Annotated in this window: 18 protein-coding genes; 9 read left to right on the top strand and 9 right to left on the bottom strand. The window is 75.9% G+C overall.

All coding sequences use genetic code 11. From position 1 onward, the window contains the following. Window positions 1–136 precede the first annotated feature (136 nt). Both BMW27_RS09170 and BMW27_RS09165 read right to left on the bottom strand, forming a co-directional pair. Window positions 137–2,845, bottom strand: coding sequence for a bifunctional acetate--CoA ligase family protein/GNAT family N-acetyltransferase (locus BMW27_RS09170; protein WP_091442629.1), 2,709 nt, complete (start codon window positions 2,843–2,845; stop codon window positions 137–139). Continuing rightward, the gene (locus tag BMW27_RS09165) at window positions 2,838–4,019 is read right to left on the bottom strand and encodes an acetoin utilization protein AcuC (RefSeq protein WP_091442625.1); all 1,182 of its coding nucleotides are present in this window, start codon (window positions 4,017–4,019) and stop codon (window positions 2,838–2,840) included. The genes BMW27_RS09170 and BMW27_RS09165 overlap by 8 nt, the downstream gene beginning before the upstream one ends. A gap of 141 nt (window positions 4,020–4,160) precedes the next feature. Here BMW27_RS09165 and BMW27_RS09160 point away from each other — a divergent pair, with 141 nt between their 5' ends. Next, window positions 4,161–4,868, top strand: coding sequence for an iron-dependent transcriptional repressor DtxR (locus BMW27_RS09160; RefSeq protein WP_091442621.1), 708 nt, complete (start codon window positions 4,161–4,163; stop codon window positions 4,866–4,868). Window positions 4,869–5,045: 177 nt separating this feature from the next. Next, window positions 5,046–7,124, top strand: coding sequence for a S9 family peptidase (locus BMW27_RS09155; protein ID WP_245743419.1), 2,079 nt, complete (start codon window positions 5,046–5,048; stop codon window positions 7,122–7,124). Window positions 7,125–7,216: 92 nt separating this feature from the next. Here the strand turns inward: BMW27_RS09155 and BMW27_RS09150 are convergent, their stop codons facing one another. The 3 genes from BMW27_RS09150 to BMW27_RS09140 form a co-directional block, all read right to left on the bottom strand. Continuing rightward, the gene (locus tag BMW27_RS09150; protein WP_091442617.1) at window positions 7,217–8,290 is read right to left on the bottom strand and encodes a DUF4192 domain-containing protein; all 1,074 of its coding nucleotides are present in this window, start codon (window positions 8,288–8,290) and stop codon (window positions 7,217–7,219) included. Between the two features lie 191 nt (window positions 8,291–8,481). Next, window positions 8,482–9,300 (bottom strand): hypothetical protein, encoded by an 819-nt coding sequence (locus BMW27_RS09145; protein ID WP_091442613.1) that lies wholly within the window; start codon window positions 9,298–9,300, stop codon window positions 8,482–8,484. 121 nt (window positions 9,301–9,421) lie between these two features. Beyond that, entirely contained in the window at window positions 9,422–9,715 is a 294-nt protein-coding gene (locus BMW27_RS09140) for a Dabb family protein (RefSeq protein WP_012949601.1), read from the bottom strand. 88 nt (window positions 9,716–9,803) lie between these two features. Between BMW27_RS09140 and BMW27_RS09135 the strand changes: the two genes are divergently transcribed. The 5 genes from BMW27_RS09135 to BMW27_RS09115 all read left to right on the top strand — a co-directional run bounded on the left by BMW27_RS09135 (window position 9,804) and on the right by BMW27_RS09115 (window position 14,757). Next, a complete protein-coding gene (locus BMW27_RS09135; RefSeq protein WP_091442609.1) occupies window positions 9,804–11,057 on the top strand; it encodes a glycosyltransferase family 4 protein in 1,254 nt (417 codons plus the stop codon). Further along, window positions 11,051–11,806: a class I SAM-dependent methyltransferase gene (locus tag BMW27_RS09130; RefSeq protein ID WP_091442605.1), complete on the top strand. Its 756-nt coding sequence runs from the start codon at window positions 11,051–11,053 to the stop codon at window positions 11,804–11,806. The genes BMW27_RS09135 and BMW27_RS09130 overlap by 7 nt, the downstream gene beginning before the upstream one ends. A gap of 22 nt (window positions 11,807–11,828) precedes the next feature. Continuing rightward, on the top strand, window positions 11,829–12,893 hold the full coding sequence (locus BMW27_RS09125) for a prenyltransferase/squalene oxidase repeat-containing protein (protein ID WP_245743418.1): 1,065 nt from the start codon (window positions 11,829–11,831) through the stop codon (window positions 12,891–12,893). Then, on the top strand, window positions 12,890–13,750 hold the full coding sequence (locus BMW27_RS09120) for a glycosyltransferase family 2 protein (protein ID WP_245743416.1): 861 nt from the start codon (window positions 12,890–12,892) through the stop codon (window positions 13,748–13,750). The genes BMW27_RS09125 and BMW27_RS09120 overlap by 4 nt, the downstream gene beginning before the upstream one ends. A 125-nt stretch (window positions 13,751–13,875) precedes the next feature. Then, window positions 13,876–14,757, top strand: a complete 882-nt coding sequence (locus tag BMW27_RS09115) for a glycosyltransferase family 2 protein (protein WP_245743414.1) — start codon at window positions 13,876–13,878, stop codon at window positions 14,755–14,757. Window positions 14,758–14,825: 68 nt separating this feature from the next. Here BMW27_RS09115 and BMW27_RS23950 read toward each other — a convergent pair whose 3' ends face one another. The 4 genes from BMW27_RS23950 to BMW27_RS09095 all read right to left on the bottom strand — a co-directional run bounded on the left by BMW27_RS23950 (window position 14,826) and on the right by BMW27_RS09095 (window position 17,638). Then, window positions 14,826–15,119, bottom strand: a complete 294-nt coding sequence (locus BMW27_RS23950) for a TraR/DksA family transcriptional regulator (RefSeq protein ID WP_245743412.1) — start codon at window positions 15,117–15,119, stop codon at window positions 14,826–14,828. A gap of 82 nt (window positions 15,120–15,201) precedes the next feature. Then, a complete protein-coding gene (locus BMW27_RS09105; protein ID WP_245743410.1) occupies window positions 15,202–15,879 on the bottom strand; it encodes a class I SAM-dependent methyltransferase in 678 nt (225 codons plus the stop codon). After that, a complete protein-coding gene (locus BMW27_RS09100) occupies window positions 15,876–17,162 on the bottom strand; it encodes a YibE/F family protein (protein WP_091442600.1) in 1,287 nt (428 codons plus the stop codon). The genes BMW27_RS09105 and BMW27_RS09100 overlap by 4 nt, the downstream gene beginning before the upstream one ends. Before the next feature lie 50 nt (window positions 17,163–17,212). Continuing rightward, complete coding sequence (locus BMW27_RS09095; protein WP_091442597.1) at window positions 17,213–17,638, bottom strand: STAS domain-containing protein; 426 nt, start codon at window positions 17,636–17,638, stop codon at window positions 17,213–17,215. A 244-nt stretch (window positions 17,639–17,882) separates the two neighbouring features. Here BMW27_RS09095 and BMW27_RS09090 point away from each other — a divergent pair, with 244 nt between their 5' ends. After that, the gene (locus BMW27_RS09090; protein WP_091442595.1) at window positions 17,883–18,380 is read left to right on the top strand and encodes an Hsp20/alpha crystallin family protein; all 498 of its coding nucleotides are present in this window, start codon (window positions 17,883–17,885) and stop codon (window positions 18,378–18,380) included. A gap of 73 nt (window positions 18,381–18,453) precedes the next feature. Next, window positions 18,454–18,822: a helix-turn-helix domain-containing protein gene (locus BMW27_RS09085; RefSeq protein ID WP_091442592.1), complete on the top strand. Its 369-nt coding sequence runs from the start codon at window positions 18,454–18,456 to the stop codon at window positions 18,820–18,822. Window positions 18,823–18,897: the final 75 nt, after the last annotated feature.

Below are 18,897 nucleotides of genomic sequence, written 5' to 3'. Positions count from 1 at the left end.
CGGCACGTGACCCGCGCTGCGGGCAACGGCGCTGCGGCGCGGGGGCCTCCCGGCGCGGTGCCGTGGACGCGCTGCACGCGGGCCGGGGGCGGCACCTGGCCGCGGTGTCGTCCGGTGGGACGACGGATCTCACGGCTCACATGGGCGCCCGCATCCGGCGGGGGCCGGGGTCGACCCGGGCGGTGGGTGGGCCGATGCGGGCGGTGGCGCCGGCGACGACCAGCGACCGCCCGCCGTGCCAGGGCTCGGGCGGGCCGACGAGGACCGGCTCCAGGGTCAGCTGCAGCACCTCGGGCAGATCGTCGGCCAGCCGGGCGACCCGCAGCAGCAGGTTCTCCAGCGCCGCGACGTCGGCCGGCTCCGAGCCGCGGTAGCCGTTGAGCAGCGGCCACGCACGCGGCGCGCGCACCAGCTCGGCGGCGTCCCGGTCGGTCAGCGGCAGCGGCCGGTAGGCGCGGTCGCCGAGCAGGTCGGTGGCCACACCGCCCAGACCGAAACTGACCAGCGCGCCGAACGACGGGTCGTCGACGATCCCGACGACCGTGGCCACCCCGGGCGCGGCCATCTCCTGCACGATCACCGGGTCGCCCGACGGGATCGCCGCGAAGGCCGCGCGCACCGCGTCGGCGTCGCCGAGGTCCAGCCGCACCCCGCCCAGGTCGGAGCGGTGCTGCAGCCACGGTGCCGTCGACTTGAGCACCACCGGGTAGCCGACCTCCTCGGCCGCGGCGACCGCGGCCTCGGCGTCGGTGACCGTGCGGGTCCCCAGCAGCGGGATGCCGTAGGCGGCCAGCAGCGCGATGAGTTCCTCGTCGGTGAGCGGCCGCCCGCCGGGCGCCGAGGCCAGCGCCGGCAGGACCACGTCCCGTGCGGCCCGCTCGTCGATCTGCTCGAGGTCGGGCACCTCGCCGACCGGGCGGCGTCGCCAGGCGGCGTACTGCGCGACCTTGGCCAGCGCGATCACCCCCCGCTCGGGCGTGGAGAACGACGGCACCGAGCCGCGCGCCGGCGTCCCGTCCTCCCCGGGGACGGCCGTCTCGGCCGGGATGCCCTCGGCGGACAGGAACGTCGCCACGATGGGCTTGTCCGCACCGGCGGCGACCTCGCGCAGGGCTCGGCCGAACTCGGCCGAGCCACGGCTGAGCGGGGGGAGGAAGACCGCCACCACGGCGTCCACCCCGTCGTCGTCCACGGCCTCCTGCAGCGCGGCGCGCCACTCCTCGGCCGAGCCCCCGGCGCCGATGTCGGTCGGCGCGTCGTGCGCCAGCCGCAGCCCGTACTCCAGGACGGAGTCGGAGACCAGCGCCCCCATCGCCGTGGAGTTGCCGACGACCGCGACCCGGTCACCGGACGGCAGCGGCTGGTGGGCCAGCAGCGTGCCGACGTCGAACAGCTGCGCCAGGGTCTCCACCCGGATCACGCCGGCCGAGGCGAACAGCGCCGCCACCGACTCCTCGGGCACCGCCACCGAGGTGCCGGCCAGGCCCTCGGTCATCCGCACGTGCCGGCCGCTCTTGACCGCCACCACCGGCTTGGTGCGGCCGACCTGGCGGGCGAGGCGGGCGAACTTGCGCGGGTTGCCGAAGCTCTCCAGGTGCAGCAGCACGACCTCGGTGCCGGGGTCGGTCGCCCAGTACTGCAGCAGGTCGTTGCCGCTGACGTCGGCGCGGTTGCCGGCCGACACGAAGGTGGACAGGCCGAGGTTGCGGGTGCGCGCCTGCTCCAGCAGCGCCGATCCCAGTGCACCGGACTGCGCGAAGAAGCCCACCCGCCCGCGGCCGGGGACCCGGGGCGCCAGGCTGGCGTTGAGCCGCACCGCCGGGTCGGTGTTCACGATGCCCAGGCAGTTGGGGCCGACGACCCGCATCCCCGAGGCGCGGGCGGCGGCGACGAGCGCGCGCTCGCGGGCCCGCCCCTCGGCTCCGGACTCGCCGAACCCGCCGGTGATCACCACCAGGCCGCGCACCTTCTTGCGCCGCGCGGCCTCGACCACCGCGGCGACCTCCTCGGCGGGCACCGCGACGATCGCGAGGTCGACGTCGTCCGGGACCTCCTCGATGCCGGCGTAGGCCGGCACCCCGCGCACGTGCCGGCTGCCGGGGTTGACCGGGTAGATCGGGCCCTGAAAGCCGTAGTCGAGCAGGTGCCGCAGGGCGGCGTGGCCGAGCTTGCCCTCGTCGTTGCTCGCCCCCACCACGGCGACCGACGACGGGGTGAGCAGCCGCGCGATCGATCGCGACTCGCTGCGCTGTTCCCGCTCGTAGGCGACCTGCAGGGCACTCTCGGTCTGCGCGATGGGGAACGTCAGGTGGACGACGCCCTCCTCGTAGGACCGGGTCGGGGTGTACCCGGCGTCGAGGAAGACCCGCACCATCCGGTTGTTCTGCGCCAGCACCTCGGCGACGAAGCGCTGGATGCCCCGCTCCCGCGCGGCGGCGGCCAGGTGCTCGAGGAGCACCGAGCCCAGTCCGCGGCCCTGGTGGGCGTCCTCGACGAGGAAGGCGATCTCGGCGTCGTCGGTGCCGGGATACCGGTCGAAGCGGCCCACGGCGATGACCTGGTCACCCAGCAGCACCACGAACGCGACCCGGTCGACGTGGTCGACGTGGGTGAAGCGGTGCAGGTCCTTGTCCGACAGCCGCTTCATCGGCCCGAAGAAGCGGTAGTAGCGGGTCTGGTCGGAGCTGCGGTCCATCAGCCCGACGAGGCCCTCGGCGTCCTCGGGGCAGATCGGGCGCAGGTGCACCGTGCCGCCGTCGGCGGCGATGATGTCGGCCTCCCAGTGCGCGGGCGGCTGCGGCGGGGCCTCCTCCGCCGGCGGGGTCTCGGTGCGCTGCTCAGTCACGGGGGTCGTCCGGGTCCAGGCCGAAGTAGGGGAACGTGGCGTTGCGGGTGCGGCCGATGGCCCGGTCGACGCGGGACTCGGTGAACGGGTCCCAGTGCGCGAAGCCGGTGTAGCCGCCCTCGGTCATGTGCGTCGGTGGCCGGGCGCGCAGCCCGCGGCGGACGACGTCCTCCCGCCAGGACTCGGGGATCTCGGTGGCCGGGTCCAGCCGGGCGCCGGCCGCCTCGGCGATCAGGTGCGTCCACGCCCGCGGCACGCAGCGCACCAGGCCGTAGCCGCCGCCGCCGAGGGCGATCCAGCGGCCGTCGCAGATCTCGTGGGCGAGGTCGTGGACCGCGCGGTAGCTGGCGCGCTGCCCGTCGATGGTCAGCGCGAGGTCGGCCAGCGGGTCCTCGTGGTGGGCGTCGCAGCCGCACTGGGTCACCAGGATCTCCGGCTGGAACGCCTTGAGGACGCTGGGCACGACGGCGTGGAAGGCCCGCAGCCAGCCGGAGTCGTCGGTGCCGTTGGGCAGGGCGAGGTTGACCGCGCTGCCCAGCGCCTCGTCCGGGTCGCCGGTCTCCTCGGGGAACCCGGTGCCGGGGAAGAGCGTCAGCGGCGTCTGGTGGATGCTCACGGTCAGGACCCTCGGGTCGTCGTAGAAGACGGCCTGGACGCCGTCGCCGTGGTGGACGTCGAGGTCGACGTAGGCGATGCGCTGGTGGCCCTGGTCCAGCAGCCACTTGATCGCCACCGCCGCGTCGTTGAACACGCAGAAGCCCGACGCGCGGTCCCGCATCGCGTGGTGCAGCCCGCCGGAGATGTTGACCGCGTGCTGCGCCCGGCCGTTGTGCACCTCCTGGGCGGCGAGCACGCTGCCGCCGGTGATCAGTGCCGCGGCGTCGTACATGCCGTCGAAGACGGGGTTGTCCGCCGTCCCGAGACCGTGGCCGACGCCGGGGTCGGCCGGGGCGCGCTTGACCGCGTCGAGGTAGGCCGGGTCGTGCACCCGGGTGAGCAGGTCGACGTCGGCCGGCGTGGGCCGCAGCACCTGCAGCCGGTCGGTGGACAGGACGCCGAGGCCGTCGGCCAGCCGCATCGTGAGGTCCAGCCGGACCGGGTGCAGCGGGTGGTCCCCGCCCATCGTGTAGCCGAGCAGCGCGTCGTCCCAGACGACTGCGACCGAGTCACTCACGGGACCCTCCCCGACGTCGACGGCGGTGTCGCGGGCGACGCTACCGTCGGTACACCCGCGGCGTGCCGCGAACGGTGCCGTCGCGCGAGCGGGCGGGCGCGCTCTCCCCCCGTACCATCAGGGACGACACGGAGGAGACCTGTGAACGACCTCATCGACACCACCGAGATGTACCTCCGGACGATCTTCGAGCTGGAGGAGGAGGGGATCGTCCCCCTCCGAGCCCGCATCGCCGAGCGGCTGCACCAGAGCGGTCCGACGGTGAGCCAGACGGTCGCCCGGATGGAGCGCGACGGCCTGCTGACCGTCGAGGGCGACCGGCACCTGCAGCTGTCCGAGTCCGGGCGGCAGCTGGCCACCGCGGTGATGCGCAAGCACCGGCTCGCGGAGTGCCTGCTGGTCGACGTCATCGGCCTGGACTACGCCGACGTCCACGAGGAGGCGTGCCGCTGGGAGCACGTGATGAGCGAAGCCGTGGAGCGCAAGCTGCTGACCCTCCTCGGCAACCCGACGGTGTCACCCTTCGGCAACCCGATCCCCGGCCTCGACGCCCTGGGCGGCGAGACCTCCGCGGTCCTCGACTCGCTGACCCTGCTGTCCACCACCGCGACCCCCGAGGGACGCCGCGTGGAGATCAAGCGGATCAGCGAGCAGCTGCAGGAGGACACCCAGCTCATGCGGCAGCTGGCCGCCCAGGGCCTGCGGCCGGGCATGACCGCCGTCGCCCAGCTGACCGCCGGTTCGGTCAGCCTCGACGGCAACGCGCTGCCGATGGGCGTGGCCCAGCACGTCTTCGTCAGCGCCCTCGACGAGGAGCTCACCCCGGCCGAGGCGGCTCCTCGCCTCTGAAGGAGGACCCCGTCCTCCCCGCTCGTAGAAGGACCCCTGCCCTCCACCGCTCGTAGGAGGCCCCCCTCCTCCTCAGCGCTCGCAGGCTCGCGGCGAGCCTCTGGACGGGTCGCGGCCCGGGACGGGGCCGGGGACCCTGCAGGGGGTCGCGCTCCCCCGGCTCCTACGGTGGGCCGGGTGAGCGAGCCCTCCGACGCCCCCACCACCGCCTCCCCCTCCGGTTCCCCCTTCGCCGACCTGGCGGCCTTCGCCGCCCTGCCGCGGGTCGGCGGCCTGGCCCTGTCGGCGGACGGCCGGCGGCTGGCGATCGCGGTGCAGACGCTGGACCACGAGAAGACCGCGTGGCAGTCGGCCCTGTGGGAGGTCGACCTCGAGGGACGGCGGCCGGCCCGCCGGCTGACCCGCAGCGCGCCGGGCGAGTCCTCGCCGGTGTGGGCGCCCGACGGCTCACTGCTGTTCACCTCCGCCCGCCCCGACCCGGGAGCCGGCGAGGCAGCGGAGGACCCGAAGCCGGCGCTGTGGAGCCTGCCCGCCGACGGGGGTGAGGCGCGGCCGGTGCTGACCCACCCGGGCGGGATCTCCCGAGTCGCCCTCGCCGCGGACTCCGGCGAGGTGGTCGTCACCGCGTCGGCCATGCCGGGAGCGGGTGACGCCGAGGCCGACGCGGAGCGCCGGAAGCGGCGCAAGGAGGCCGGGGTCACCGCGATCCTCCACGAGGCCTACCCGGTGCGGTACTGGGACAGCGACCTCGGCCCGGCGACCCCGCACCTGTTCTGGGTCGGCGAACTCCCCGCCGAGCCGGACGCGGGTGCCGAGCGCCCGCCGGTCGAGCTGCGCGACCTCACCCCCGACGCCGTTCCGCCCTCCGGCGCCGGTGGCGACCTGACCCTCTCCCCCGACGGCCGGCTCCTCGTGCGCGTGGAGTCCGTGCCCGACGGCCCGGCGGGCCGGCGGGACCGGCTGGTCCTCCTCGAGACCGCGACCGGGGAGGCCCGGGCTCTGGTCGACGACCCGCTCGCCGACCTGGGCGCACCGCGCTTCTCCCCGGACGGCAGCGCCGTCGTCTGCGTGCGGGAGTCGATGTCGACCCACGACGAGCCGCCGGACTACACGCTGCTGCACGTCGACGTCGCCACCGGCGCGGCGCGGGAGCTCACCCCCGGCTTCGACCGCTGGCCGTCCGCGCCGCAGTTCAGCGCCGACGGGACGGCGGTGTACTTCCTGGCCGACGACGACGGACGGCACGCGCTGTTCCGGGTGCCGGCGGACGGCGGGGAGCCGGTGCGCATGACCACCGACGGCGCCTACAGCGACCTGCAGGTGGCCCGGGACGGCAGCGCCCTCTACGCGTTGCGCTCGGCCTACGACGAGCCGCCGGGGCCGGTGCGGCTGGACCCGGAGGCGACCGGCCAGCACCCCGACCCGCTGCCGAACCCGGGCACCCTCGCCGGCTTGCCCGGCACCCTGCAGGAGGTCGAGGCCACCGCCGCCGACGGGACGCCGGTGCACTGCTGGCTGGTGCTGCCCGAGGAGGCGTCGGCGGAGCGCCCGGCGCCGCTGGTGCTGTGGGTCCACGGCGGTCCGTTGATGAGCTGGAACTCGTGGTCCTGGCGCTGGTGCCCGTGGGTGCTCGCCGCCCGCGGCTACGCCGTCCTGCTGCCCGACCCGGCGCTGTCGCAGGGGTACGGGCAGGACTTCGTCCGCCGCGGCTGGGGCGCGTGGGGCGAGGCGCCCTACACCGACCTGATGGCGGCGGTCGACGCCGTGGAGCAGCGACCGGAGATCGACGAGTCGCGCACCGCCGCGATGGGTGGCTCGTTCGGTGGCTACATGGCCAACTGGATCGCCACCCAGACCGACCGGTTCCGGGCGATCGTCACCCACGCCAGCCTGTGGGACGTGGACTCCTTCATCGGCACCACCGATGCGGCCTACTACTGGGAGAAGGAGTGGGGCGACCCGCTGCGCCAGCCCAAGCGCTACGAGCAGAACTCGCCGCACCGCTACGCCGACGCCATCCGCACCCCGGTGCTGGTGATCCACGGCGACCGCGACTACCGGGTGCCGATCGGCGAGGCGCTGCGGCTCTGGTACGACCTGCAGAAGCGCGGCGTCCCCTCCCGGTTCCTCTACTTCCCGAACGAGAACCACTGGGTGCTCACCCCCGGGAACGCGCAGGTCTGGTACGAGACGGTGCTGTCCTTCCTGGCCGAGCACGTCCACGGCCAGGACTGGCAGCGCCCCGAGCTGCTCTGAGGAAGGCCTCCACCTCACCCCACCGCTCGCGACGGGACCCTGCGGAGGGCGCCGGAGCGGGGTCACCCGTCGTCCGGCCGCCGCGACCGAGCTCACCCCGCGACCCAGACCTCGTCGGTGTCGGCGGTTCCGGTGACGAGCACGGCCCGCAGCTCGGCCGGGGGCAGGCAGGCGGCGAGCCCGTCGGCCAGCAGCCTCGCCAGCGTGTAGGTGGGGCGGCTGTCGAGCGCCCGCTGCAGCGCGACGTTCGCCATCGCGCCGTCCCCGCGCAGCCACGCGCTGACCGCCAGCAGCGTGGCCGGGGCGGCGTCCATGGGCGCCGGGGCGCGGCGGGTGCACTCGGTCCACAGCACCTCGGCCGCCGCGGCGTCGCCCCCCAGCGCCAGGGTGAGCGCGCGGTCGCGCACCCGGACGTCGACCAGCGCCCACAGCACGCCGGCCACCTCGCGGTCGGGGAGCCGGCCGACCGCGCGCGGCCGGCAGCGCCGCACGGCGCGCAGCACCGCGTCCCACGAGCGGCGTGCCTCCGCGTCCGGGTCCTCGCGCGCCGGCCGGGCACGGCGGTCCACCAGCCGCCAGGTGACCTCCTCCATCACGGCCCGGGCCGGGCCGTCGAGCGGCGCGATCCGCGCCTCCAGGACAGCGCGGTCGCGGGCGACGACCTGCCCGGCGGCCGCCGAGGCGGCCGCCAGCACGGACACGTCGCCGGGGAGCGGCTCGCCGGCCCCAGGGGCGCAGCAGGCCTCGGTGCAGTCGTAGGACCACCACCGGCCGCCGCGCACGAGCAGGGTGTCCCGCACCGGGATGTCCAGCGCGGCCAGCGCGACGACGGCGTCGTGCACCACGTCGCGGTGCGGCAGGCCCGGGAGGTCGTCACCGCCGGGCAGTCGCCCGCGGTCGTCGGGCGCCTCGGACACCACTGCGACGACGGCACCGGCCGGCTCGTCGGTCGCGACGCTGCGCGCCAGCGCCGTGGCGACCGCGGCGGAGGCTGCCCGGGCCGGCAGGTCGGCGCGCGCGGTGAGGCCCACCCGGTTGCCGGTCGGCCCGCCGAGCGCCACCAGGACGACCGACTCGTGCGGGTGGAACCCGACGAGGTGGGGCAGCGCGGCGGCGATGGCGGCGGAGTCGGTGAGGGACACCAGGGGGCGTGTGAGGTCGTCCATGCCGGCGACCCTCGCCGCCGCACCCGGCCGGACGGGCCGCGCGGGGACATCTGTGGACCGCGCGGACGGCTGTGGACTCCCGGGCCCGTCCAGGGCACCTGACCCTCCCCCGGCGTGCCCCGAGCTCACGGAGGGCCCGGGAGAGGGGTCCTCCTCTCACCGCGGGAGGTGGAGAGGGGCGGGGTTCCTCCTCAGTCCGCAGCGGCCTGCGTGTCGTACGCCTCCTCGAGCAGCGCGGTGAACGCCGCGCGATCGGGCTCGGCCCCCTCGCGGTCGGCGGTGGCCAGCGCGACCACCCGATCGCCGTCGCGCACCAGCCCGACCAGGCCGGAGGCCTCCCGCTGGGCGCCCCCGGGCTCGGTGACCGCGACCTCCACCGACACCCCCACCGAGGCGTCGCCCAGGTCGGGCACGTCGAACGTCGCCAGGTCGACCGTGGCGCTGCCGCGCTCCGGCGAGCTGACCGCCACCTGCGGGCACTGGGCGACCAGCCCGGGCACCCGGCCGACGAGCTCGGCCGCGGGTCCGGCCACGGCCAGCAGCTCCGCGGTGTACGTCGTCCCCTGGACGGCGACCTGCGCGGCGAGGTCCTCGGCGGCCGGCGGCTGGTGCAACGGCAGCGCCTGGAGGGCCGCCGTGCACGACCCGGGCGTCACCTCGACGTCGGCCGGCGAGCCCATGCCGCCCAGCGCACCCCGGGACAGCTGCTCGCCCGACACCGGGACCACCCGGGCCCCGGGGCCGAACGCCTCGGCGGGCAGCAGCCCGGCGGCCAGGTCGGCAGCGGCGGACGGCGCCGCGGCCTGGGCGGACGGCGGGGGCGCTGCGGTGGACGCCGCCTCCCGGACGTCGGCGCCCGACGCGCAGCCGGTCAGTACCGCGCCGGCGACCAGGCCCGTGGCGAGCAGGGCGGTGCGGCGGACGCGCCGGCCCTCCTGCCGGGTCCCCGGCCCCGTCCAGGGCCTCGACCCGAGCTCGCGAGGGGTGGGGAGGACGGGGTCCTGTGCCATGACGCCGACGGTAACCCCGCCGGGGGCCTGCGAGCGGTGAGGAGGACGGGGTCCTCCCCCGAGGCGTGGGGGAAGGGGGTCCTCCCCCGAGGCGTGGGGGAAGGGGGTCCTCCCCCCTCCCTCAGACCTCGTACTGGACGGCGCTGCGCGCGGCGAGGATCGGCTTGACGTGGTCGGCGATCACCTGCAGGTGCACCGGGTGGTCGGCGTAGCGCCGCCAGGCCTCGACGTCGGGGAAGTCGGCGACCAGCGCGGTGTGCGCGTTGCCCTCGCGCAGCCCGGCGTCGGGGCCGACGGCGAAGGAGGTCATTCCGCCCACCTCCTCGGGCAGCCGGCGCAGGGCGGCGAGGGTCTGCTCCCGGCGCTCCTCGTCGGCGTCGTCGGACCAGGTGAACAGGACGACGTGGCGCAGCACGGACGCGATCCTGTCAGGCGCTGCGGGGACGCGCAGACCGGGCACCGGCGAACAGGCGGGTGACGAGGGCTGGCTAGAGTCGCCGACCATGGGACGGCCGTTGCGCATCGCACTGCTGTCCTACCGCAGCAAGCCGCACAGCGGCGGCCAGGGCGTCTACGTCCGGGCACTCTCCCGCGAGCTCACCGCCCTCGGTCACGGGGTCACCGTGGTCAGTGGCCAGCCCTACCCGGAGCTCGACGACGGCGTGCCGCTCACCCGGGTGCCGAGCCTGGACCTGTACCGGGAGCCCGACCCCTTTCGCACCCCGCGGCCCTCGGAGTTCCGCGACCGGATCGACGTCCTCGAGTACGCCACGATGTGCACGGCCGGCTTCCCCGAGCCGCTGACGTTCAGCCTGCGGGCGGCCCGGCTGCTGCTGCCCCGGGCTCCCCTCTTCGACCTCGTGCACGACAACCAGAGCCTGGGCTCGGGCCTGCTGCAGCTGACCCGTGCCGGGGTGCCGACCGTGGCCACCGTGCACCACCCGATCGCCATCGACCGCGACCTGGAGCTCGCCGCCGCCCCCTCGCTGCGCCGCCGGCTGACGCTGCGCCGCTGGTACGGCTTCACCCGCATGCAGGCCCGCGTGGCCCCGCAGCTGGACGGCGTCACCACCGTCTCGGAGAACTCCCGCCGCGACATCGAGACCCACCTCGGCGTCCCGGCGGACGCCGTCCGGGTGATCCCGGTGGGCATCGACCCCGACGTCTTCGCCCCGCCGCCGGGCGACCGCCCCCGCGACCCGGACTCGATCGTGGTCACCACCAGCGCCGACGTCCCGCTCAAGGGGCTGGTGCACCTGCTCGAGGCGGTCGCGAAGCTGCGCACCGAGCGGCCGGTGCGGCTGACCGTCGTCGGCACCGCGCGCCCGGGCGGCCCGGCGGAGGCCGCCCTCGACCGGCTGGCGCTGCGCGACGCCGTCCGCTTCACCGGCCCGCTTCCCGAGGCCGACCTGGTGCGGCTGCTGCAGGGAGCCGCCGTCGTCGCCATCCCGTCGCTGTACGAGGGCTTCTCGCTGCCGGCGATCGAGGCGATGGCCTGCGGCACCGCGCTGGTCACGACCGACGCCGGGGCGCTGCCGGAGGTCGTGGGCAGCAAGGCCGGCCTGCGGGTGCGCGCCGGGGACGTCGGGGAGCTCACCGCGGCGCTGCAGCTGGTCCTGGACTCGCCCTCCTTCGCCGACCAGCTCGGCCGGGCCGGCCGGCGCCGGGTGCTGGCCTCCTACACCTGGCGGTCGACCGCCGAGCGGACGGCGGAGTGGTACCGCGAGGTGCTGGACCGGAAGGGCGTCCCGTGCTGACCGTCGACTACGACCGCCTGGACCTGCGGCCGGGGATGATCGTCCTGGACCTGGGCTGCGGCGAGGGCCGGCACGCGTTCGAGGCCTACCGGCGCGGCGCGCGGGTGGTCGCCGTCGACCGGGGCGTGTCCGAGGTCGGGACGACGAAGCGCTGGCTGGGTGCGATCGCGGAGGCGGGCGAGGCCCCGGCGGGGGCGGCCTACGAGGTGGTGCGCGCCGACCTGCTGGCGCTGCCCTTCCCCGACGAGAGCGTCGACCGGGTGATCGCCTCGGAGGTGCTCGAGCACATCCCCGACGACGGGACCGCGATGGCCGAGATCGCCCGGGTGCTCAGGCCCGGCGGCACGGTCGCCGTGACCGTGCCGCGGTACGGACCGGAGCGGGTCTGCTGGGCGCTCTCGGACGCCTACCACGCCAACGAGGGCGGCCACGTCCGCATCTACCGCGGCGACCTGCTGCGCGCCCGCCTCGCCGCTGCGGGACTGGTGCCGGGCGAGCAGCACCACGCGCACGGGCTGCACGCGCCGTTCTGGTGGCTCAAGTGCGCCGTGGGCGTGGAGCGGGACCCCGCGGTCGTGCGCGCCTACCACCGGCTGCTGGTGTGGGACCTGACTGAGCGGCCGTGGCTCACCCGCACCGCCGAGCGGCTGCTCGACCCGGTGATCGGCAAGAGCCTGGTCGTCTACGCGGAGAGACCGGCGGGAGCGGCCACGGCCGGCGAGACCGAGCTGGAGCGGACCGCTGTCTGAGCTGCTCCCCGAGCTGCCCGGTGTGCTGAGCGGGGAGCAGGTGCGCGCCACGGTGGCCGCGATCGCCGTCGAGCAGGAGCCCGACGGCGCGCTGCCCTGGTTCCGCGGGAGCCGGCTGGACCCCTGGGACATGGTCGAGGCGGCGATGGCCCTCGACGTCGGCGGCGAGCACGCCCGTGCGCGGGCGGCCTACCGCTGGCTGGCCCGCCGGCAGCGCCCGGACGGGTCGTGGGCCGCGGAGTACCGGGACGGCGCCGAGGTCTCCCCCGCGGCGGAGAGCAACCACGCCGGCTACCTGGCGGTCGGCGTCTGGCACAGCTGGCTGCTCACCCGCGACGAGTCGCTGGTCGCCGGGCTGTGGCCGGCCGTGCGCCGCGGCCTGGACCTGGTGACCCGCATGCAGCTGCCCGGCGGCGCGGTCGGCTGGGCGCTGCGGCCCGACGGCACCGCCGACGGCACCGCGCTGCTCACCGGCAACGCCAGCCTGTTCCAGGCGCTGCGCTGCGGCGTCGCCCTGGCCGCCCTGACCGGGCGGCCGCAGCCGGACTGGGAGCTCGCCGTCGCCGACCTGGGCACCGCGCTGCGCACCCGGCCGGACGCCTTCGCGGACCGGTCGCGCTACTCGATGGACTGGTACTACCCGGTGCTGGGCGGCGCGGTCACCGGCGAGGCGGCAGACACCCGGCTGGCCGGCGGCTGGGACCGCTTCGTCGTCCCGGGACTGGGCACGCGCTGCGTCGCCGACCGGCCCTGGGTCACCGGTGCGGAGACCTGCGAGCTGGCGCTCGCGCTGGCCGCCGCCGGCCGGCCGGACGCCGCGCTGGAGCAGGTGGCCGCCATGCAGCACCTGCGTGCGGACGACGGGTCGTACTGGACCGGTTACGTCTACCCCGACGACGCCCGCTGGCCGGTCGAGCGGACGACGTGGACCTCGGCCGCCGTCGTCCTCGCCGCCGACGCCCTCTCGGGGGCGACCGCGGCGTCGGGGCTGTTCACCGACCCGGGCGCGCTGCCCCCGGCCGGGACGGACGGCTCACAGGCGACCGCCGGTTGGCTGCCCGGCGGCGCGGGCAGGGTGGTGCCGTGAGCAGCCCTCCCCGACCCGGCGACGTGGCCGTCGTCGTCATGAGCCAGAACCGCCGCGGGGACCTCCTCGCCACCCTGCCGCGACACGAGGCGCCGGTCGTGCTGGTCGACAACGCCTCCACCGACGGCACGGTCGACGCGGTGCGGGAGGCCCTGCCCGAGGTCACCGTCGTCCCGCTGGCGCGCAACGTCGGGTCCCACGCGCGCACCCTCGGCGTCGAGCGCGCCGGCACGGAGTTCGTGGCCTTCGCCGACGACGACTCGTGGTGGGCGCCCGGCGACCTGGCCCGCGCCGTCGAGGTCATGCGTGCGCACCCCCGCCTGGCGGTGCTCAACGCGCGGATCCTCGTCGGCCCCGAGCAGCGGCTCGACTCGTTCTGCACCGAGCTGGCGCGCAGCCCGCTGGGGACCCCCGACGACCTGCCCGGCCCGGCGCTGCTGGGCTTCATCGCCTGCGGCGCGATGGTGCGCACCGAGGCGTTCCTCGCCGTCGGCGGGTTCGACCCCGTCGTCCGCTTCCCAGGCGAGGAGGAGCGGCTGTCGCTGGACCTGGCCGCGGCCGGTTGGGGCATCGCCTACGTCGACGGGGTCACCGTGCACCACCACCCCTCGACGCGGCGGTCGGCGCCGGAGGGCCGGCGGACGGCGATCTGGCGCAGCCGGCTGCTCACCGCGGTGATGCGCCGGCCGTGGCCGGAGGTGGGCCGGCTGGCGCTGCAGGCGCTGCGCACGGGGGCGCCGGAGCGTCGCGGGCTGCTGCGCGCGCTGCCGGAGGTGCCGGCCGCGCTGCGCCGGCGCCGGGTGGTCCCGGAGCACGTCCGCGCCGACCTGCGCGTGCTGGCCGAGGCCGCGGCGTGAGAGAGGACCCTCCTGCCCCCCACCACGCGCCGACCGGCCGGCCGCGTCCAGCGGCTCGGCCCGAGCGTGCGAGGCGTGCGGAGGACGCGGTCCTCTTCCTGCAGGGGGGCCGCCGCGACCCGCGGGTGTCCGTCGTCGTCATCACCCACCAGCGCCGCGACGAGGTGCTGCTGGCGCTGTCCCGGCTGGTCGCGCTGCCCGAGCGACCGCACGTCGTCGTCGTCGACAACGGCTCCACCGACGGGACGGCGGAGGCGATCACCGAGCGCTTCGCGCAGGTGGAGCTGGTCGCGAGCCCGGAGAACCTGGGCGCGATCGGCCGCAACGTCGGCGTGTCCCGGGTGGACACCCCCTATGTCGCGTTCTGCGACGACGACACCTGGTGGGACCCGGGGTCGCTGCGCACCGCGGCCGACGTCCTCGACGCGCACCCGCGGCTGGCGGTGGTGACCGCGCGGATCCTGGTCGAGCCCGGCGGCCGGGAGGACCCGATCGTCCCCGAGCTGCGCGACTCCCCCGTCCGGGGTGCCGACTGGCTGCCCGGACCGGCGCTGGGCTCCTTCCTCGCGGGCGCCTCGGTGGTGCGGCGGGAGTCCTTCACCGAGGTCGGCGGCTTCTCCGAGCGGCTGTGGCTGGGCGGGGAGGAGGAGCTGATGGCCGGCGACCTGGCCGCCGCCGGGTGGGAGCTGTGCTACCTGCCCGCGCTGACCGTCCACCACCAGGCGTCCACGGCGCGGGACTCCCACCGCCGGCGCCGCGACGGCATACGCAACACCCTCTGGACGACGTGGCTGCGCCGTCCCGCCCGCCCGGCGCTGCGCCGCACCGTGCACCTGCTGCGCACCCTCCCCCGCGACCGGGTGACCGCCCAGGGGCTGTGGGCCGCCACCCGCGGGCTGCCGTGGGTGCTCCGCGAGCGGCAGGTGCTGCCCCCGCACGCGGAGGCCCGGTTCGCCGCTCTGGAGCACGCCCAGCGGACCTCCACCGCCCGCCGCTACGTGAGCTGACCCGACGCGGACACCCCGCCCAGGGCACCGCCCCGAGCCTGCGGGGGTGGGGTGGACGGGGTCCTCCCTCAGGTCGCGCAGTCGATGCAGGTGCGCGCGGCGGGGCGGGCCGCCAGGCGCTCGGGCGCGATCGGCCCACCGCAGGACTCGCAGCGGCCGTAGGTGCCGGCCTCGACGGCGGTGACCGCGGCGTCGATGTCGGCCAGCCGGCGGCGCGCCTGCTCCAGCAGCGCCGCCACCTGCTGGCGCTCGAACGCGATCGTCGCGCCCTCCGGGTCGTGCTCGTCGTCGGCGTTCGACGCCTGCGACGCGGCGACGATGGCGTCGAACTCGCGACCCAGCGACTCGATCTGCGCCCGCACCGCGTCCCGCGCACGGTCGAGGGCGGCCCCGTCCGGGGCACCGCCCCGAGCCTGCGAGGGGTGGGGAGGACGGGGTCCTTGCTCAGTGCTCACGGCGCAGCAGCCGCAGCGACCCGGTACCGGCCAGCTCGGTGAACTCCCCCGAGGCCACCACCCGCCGGTAGACGCCATAGGGCGCCTGCCCACCGTCGGCGGGGTCGGGGAAGACGTCGTGGATGGCCAGCGTCCCGCCGACGGCGAGCTTGGCCACCCAGGCGTCCTGGTCGCGGCGCGCGGACTCCTCGGTGTGGCTGCCGTCGAGGAACAGCAGCGCCAGCGGCGTGGTCCACAGCGGGGCGAGCGTCTCCGAGCGGGCGACGACGGCGACGACGACGTCCTCGGCGCCGGCGTCGGCGATGGTCCGGCGGAACCGGGGCAGGGTGTCGATCCGGCCCACCGCGGGGTCGACCAGCGTCGGGTCGTGGTACTCCCAGCCGGGCTGGTGCTCCTCGGACCCGCGGTGGTGGTCGACGGTGACGACCTGCCGGCCGGTCTCCCGCGCCGCGGCGGCGAGGTACAGCGCGGACTTGCCCATCCACGAGCCCACCTCGAGCAGCGGCCCGGGGACGGCGACCGAGCGGGCCGCCTCGTACAGCGCCGTCCCCTCGTCGTCGGGCATGAAGCCGGGGGCGGCGCGGGCGGCGCTGAGCAGTTGAAGGACCCCGTCCTCCCGCCTCGCAAGCTCGGCGCGAGCCTCGGGACGGGGCCGATCCGCGCTCATCGGGCGAACCGGGCCCGCAGGGCGGTCACCCGCTGCTCGGTGGCCGCGCCGGCCGCGGTGCCGGCGGCCTTGGCGAAGAACGCGCCGGCCGCCGTCGTCACCGGGACGGCGAGCACCAGCGCGATCGAGCCGACCAGCGTGCGGATCACCTCCTCCGCCAGGTTGGACGTGGTCAGCACGACGTCCCACGGCTGGGCGTAGACCTCGAAGAGCATGAGCAGCGGCAGCGAGGCGCCGGCGTAGGCGAAGACGATCGTGTAGACCGTCGAGGCGATGTGGTCGCGGCCGACGACCATCCCGCGGCGGTAGAGCTCCCGCCAGGTCATCTGCGGGTCCACCTCGTGCAGCTGCCAGATCGCCGACGCCTGGGTGATCGTCACGTCGTTGAGCACCCCGAGCCCGGCGACGACGACGCCGGCGAGCACCAGGCCGGAGAAGTCCAGCGCCGGGTCGAAGGTCTGCAGCTGCGTGGTCTCCTCGCTGGTCAGGCCGGTCAGCCGCGCCGTGGCCACCGATACCGCGCCGAGGACGGCGACCAGCGCCAGGCCGAAGAGGGTGCCCACCAGCGCCGTCGTCGTCCGCGCGGAGAAGCCGTGCGCCAGGTAGAGGACGACGAACATGATCGCCGCCGAGCCGACCAGGCTGATCAGCGTCGGCGAGGAGTCGCCGAGCAGGCCGGGCAGCAGGAACTGCAGCATCACGAAGAAGGCGAAGGCCAGCCCGAACAGGGCCGCCAGTCCGCGCAGCCGGGCCACGGCCACGGTCACGACGGCGAACACGACGGTCAGCGCGACCATCGGGAAGTCGCGGTCGTAGTCGTAGAACCCGTACCCGCCACCGCCCTCCGCGGCGGCGTCCCGGGTGAGCACCAGGACGTCGCCCTCGGAGATGCCCGCGGCGTAGATCTCGGCCGGCAGCGTCAGTTCCTGGAACTCCCCCGCGCCGTCCCCGTCGAGCACCTGCACGACGACGGTGGCGCAGGTCAGCTGCTGCGCCACCTGGCCCTCGCCGCCGGGTACCGAGCAGTCGAACGGCTCGACGGCGGACACCCGCCCCTCGGGGTAGGTGGTGCCCGGCGGGAGGAACAGCTCGGCGGCCTGCTCGGCGCGGGTCGGCTCGTCGCCGGGCCAGAGCACCACCAGACCGACGACCGTGGCCAGCCCCACGGGCACGAGCAGCAGGAGCATGAGCCAGACCGCGCGCCGTCTCCGGGTGAGGACCTCCGGGGTCGGCGGCGGCGCGTCCGGGTCGGGACCGTGGCTGTGGGGGTGGCTGGGCGGCACCTGGTCAGGCTAGGAGTTCCACGCCGGCGCGCCCCCCGCGACACCGGTCCTCAGCGTGGACCGCCCTCCCGGTCCACGCGGTCGTCCTCCATCGCCTGGTCCTCCTCGATCGGGAAGCGCAGCCACAGGCCGGACAGCTGCAGCGGCCGGGCCACCGCCACCGGCGGCGCCACCAGCGCGACGTCCACACCCCGCGGCTGGCCGAGCTTCTGCAGCTGCACCAGCACGGCCATGCCGGCGGAGTTCAGGTAGGTGGCCCCGCGGAGGTCCAGGCGCACCCGCCGCAGGTGCGGTCGGCCGAGCATCAGGTCGGTCATCGTCCGGACCAGCGGCCGGCGGGCCCCCTCGGTCAGCTCGCCGCCCAGGGTCAACGTCGCGACGTCGCCGTCCAGGTCGGTGGTCACCTCCGGTTCCGCGTCGCCGTTCCGCTGCCGCTCCGGTTCCCCCTGCGCTGGGGAGGCGCTGGTGTCGTCCACGGTCGTCTCCTGCCCCGGGAGGCCGCAGCTCACGCGTGGGGCCCCGCGTCCCGCTCCCCCGCCACCGGAGCCGGGCGGGGGCGCCGGCGCCGACCTCCTGTGCCACCGCTCGACGCACAGTGGAAGAAATCTGCGAGATGGATGTTTACTCCAGTGCGTGCGCGAGGTAATCTCTAGTCGCCACAAGAGGTTCACCTCGGGCAGCGAACTCGCCACCAGGAACACACAGGAGGTTGACACAGCCATGGCCATGCTGACCGCCTACGACCCGTTCGCCGCCACGAACGCCGCCTTCCGGGCGCTCGACCAGCTGGCCGGCCGGGGCGGCGGGCTCACCGCCCGTCCGCTGTCCGGCATGCCGATGGACGCCTACCGCGTCGGCGACAACTTCGTCGCCCACTTCGACCTGCCCGGCGTCGACCCTGGCTCGATCGACCTGCAGGTCGAGGGCACCACGCTGACCGTCACCGCGGAGCGCTCGGTGCCGCAGCTGGAGAACGCCGAGTGGGCGATCGCCGAGCGGCCGTACGGCAGCTACACCCGGCAGCTCGTCCTCGGCCGCAGCCTGGACACCGACCGGCTCGAGGCCCACTACCACGACGGCGTGCTCACCGTGAGCATCCCGGTCGCCGAGAAGGCGCGGGCCCGCAAGATCAGCGTCACCCGCGCCGACACCCCGACCGCCGTCGAGGGGCGCACCATCGAGGGCGAGTCGTCCGAGCGCCGATCCGTCGAGAGCTGATCGGCGGCGACTCCGCGAGGGCCGGGTCCGGGCGGACCCGGCCCTCGCGCCATTCGAGACCCGGAGGACCGCCATGACCGCACCCGGCTCCCGGGACGGGGACCCGGCAGGAGGGCGGGTCGAGCGCATGGACGACCCGGACTTCCCCGTGCTGACCATGAGCCAGGCAGCCGCGCTGCTCGGCGTCCAGGCGGCCTTCCTGCGCAGCCTCGACACCGCCGGCGTCCTGCAGCCGCACCGCTCCCCCGGCGGGCACCGCCGCTACTCCCGCCACCAGCTCACCCTGGCCGCCCGGCTGCGCGGCCTGCTCGACGAGGGGCACACGCTGGCGTCGGCCGAGGTGATCCTCGGGCTGCAGGACGAACTGGCCGACGCCCGGGCCGACAGCGAGCGACTGCAGGCCACCGTGGACCGGCTGCGGGACCGCCGCACCCGCGAGTGACGGACGACGCACGTCACCATATGCCCTAGGGGGGTATGGTTCTCCTCGAGCGCCCACCGCGACGCGTCGGGAGGA

The sequence above is a fragment of the Geodermatophilus poikilotrophus genome, assembly GCF_900111455.1.
In the GTDB taxonomy this organism is placed as follows: Bacteria; Actinomycetota; Actinomycetes; order Mycobacteriales; family Geodermatophilaceae; genus Geodermatophilus; species Geodermatophilus poikilotrophus.
Note: the sequence above shows the minus strand (reverse complement) of the source record. Positions and strands in the feature narration are given on the sequence as shown.

What these genes read in the sequence shown, in the direction of transcription:
- BMW27_RS09150 (WP_091442617.1), bottom strand. Translation starts at nt 8,290, where the DNA reads ATGGACGACCTCACACGCCCCCTGGTGTCCCTCACCGACTCCGCCGCC.
- BMW27_RS09145 (WP_091442613.1), bottom strand. Translation starts at nt 9,300, where the DNA reads ATGGCACAGGACCCCGTCCTCCCCACCCCTCGCGAGCTCGGGTCGAGG.
- BMW27_RS09135 (WP_091442609.1), top strand. Translation starts at nt 9,804, where the DNA reads ATGGGACGGCCGTTGCGCATCGCACTGCTGTCCTACCGCAGCAAGCCG.
- BMW27_RS09105 (WP_245743410.1), bottom strand. Translation starts at nt 15,879, where the DNA reads ATGAGCGCGGATCGGCCCCGTCCCGAGGCTCGCGCCGAGCTTGCGAGG.
- BMW27_RS09090 (WP_091442595.1), top strand. Translation starts at nt 17,883, where the DNA reads ATGGCCATGCTGACCGCCTACGACCCGTTCGCCGCCACGAACGCCGCC.
- BMW27_RS09085 (WP_091442592.1), top strand. Translation starts at nt 18,454, where the DNA reads ATGACCGCACCCGGCTCCCGGGACGGGGACCCGGCAGGAGGGCGGGTC.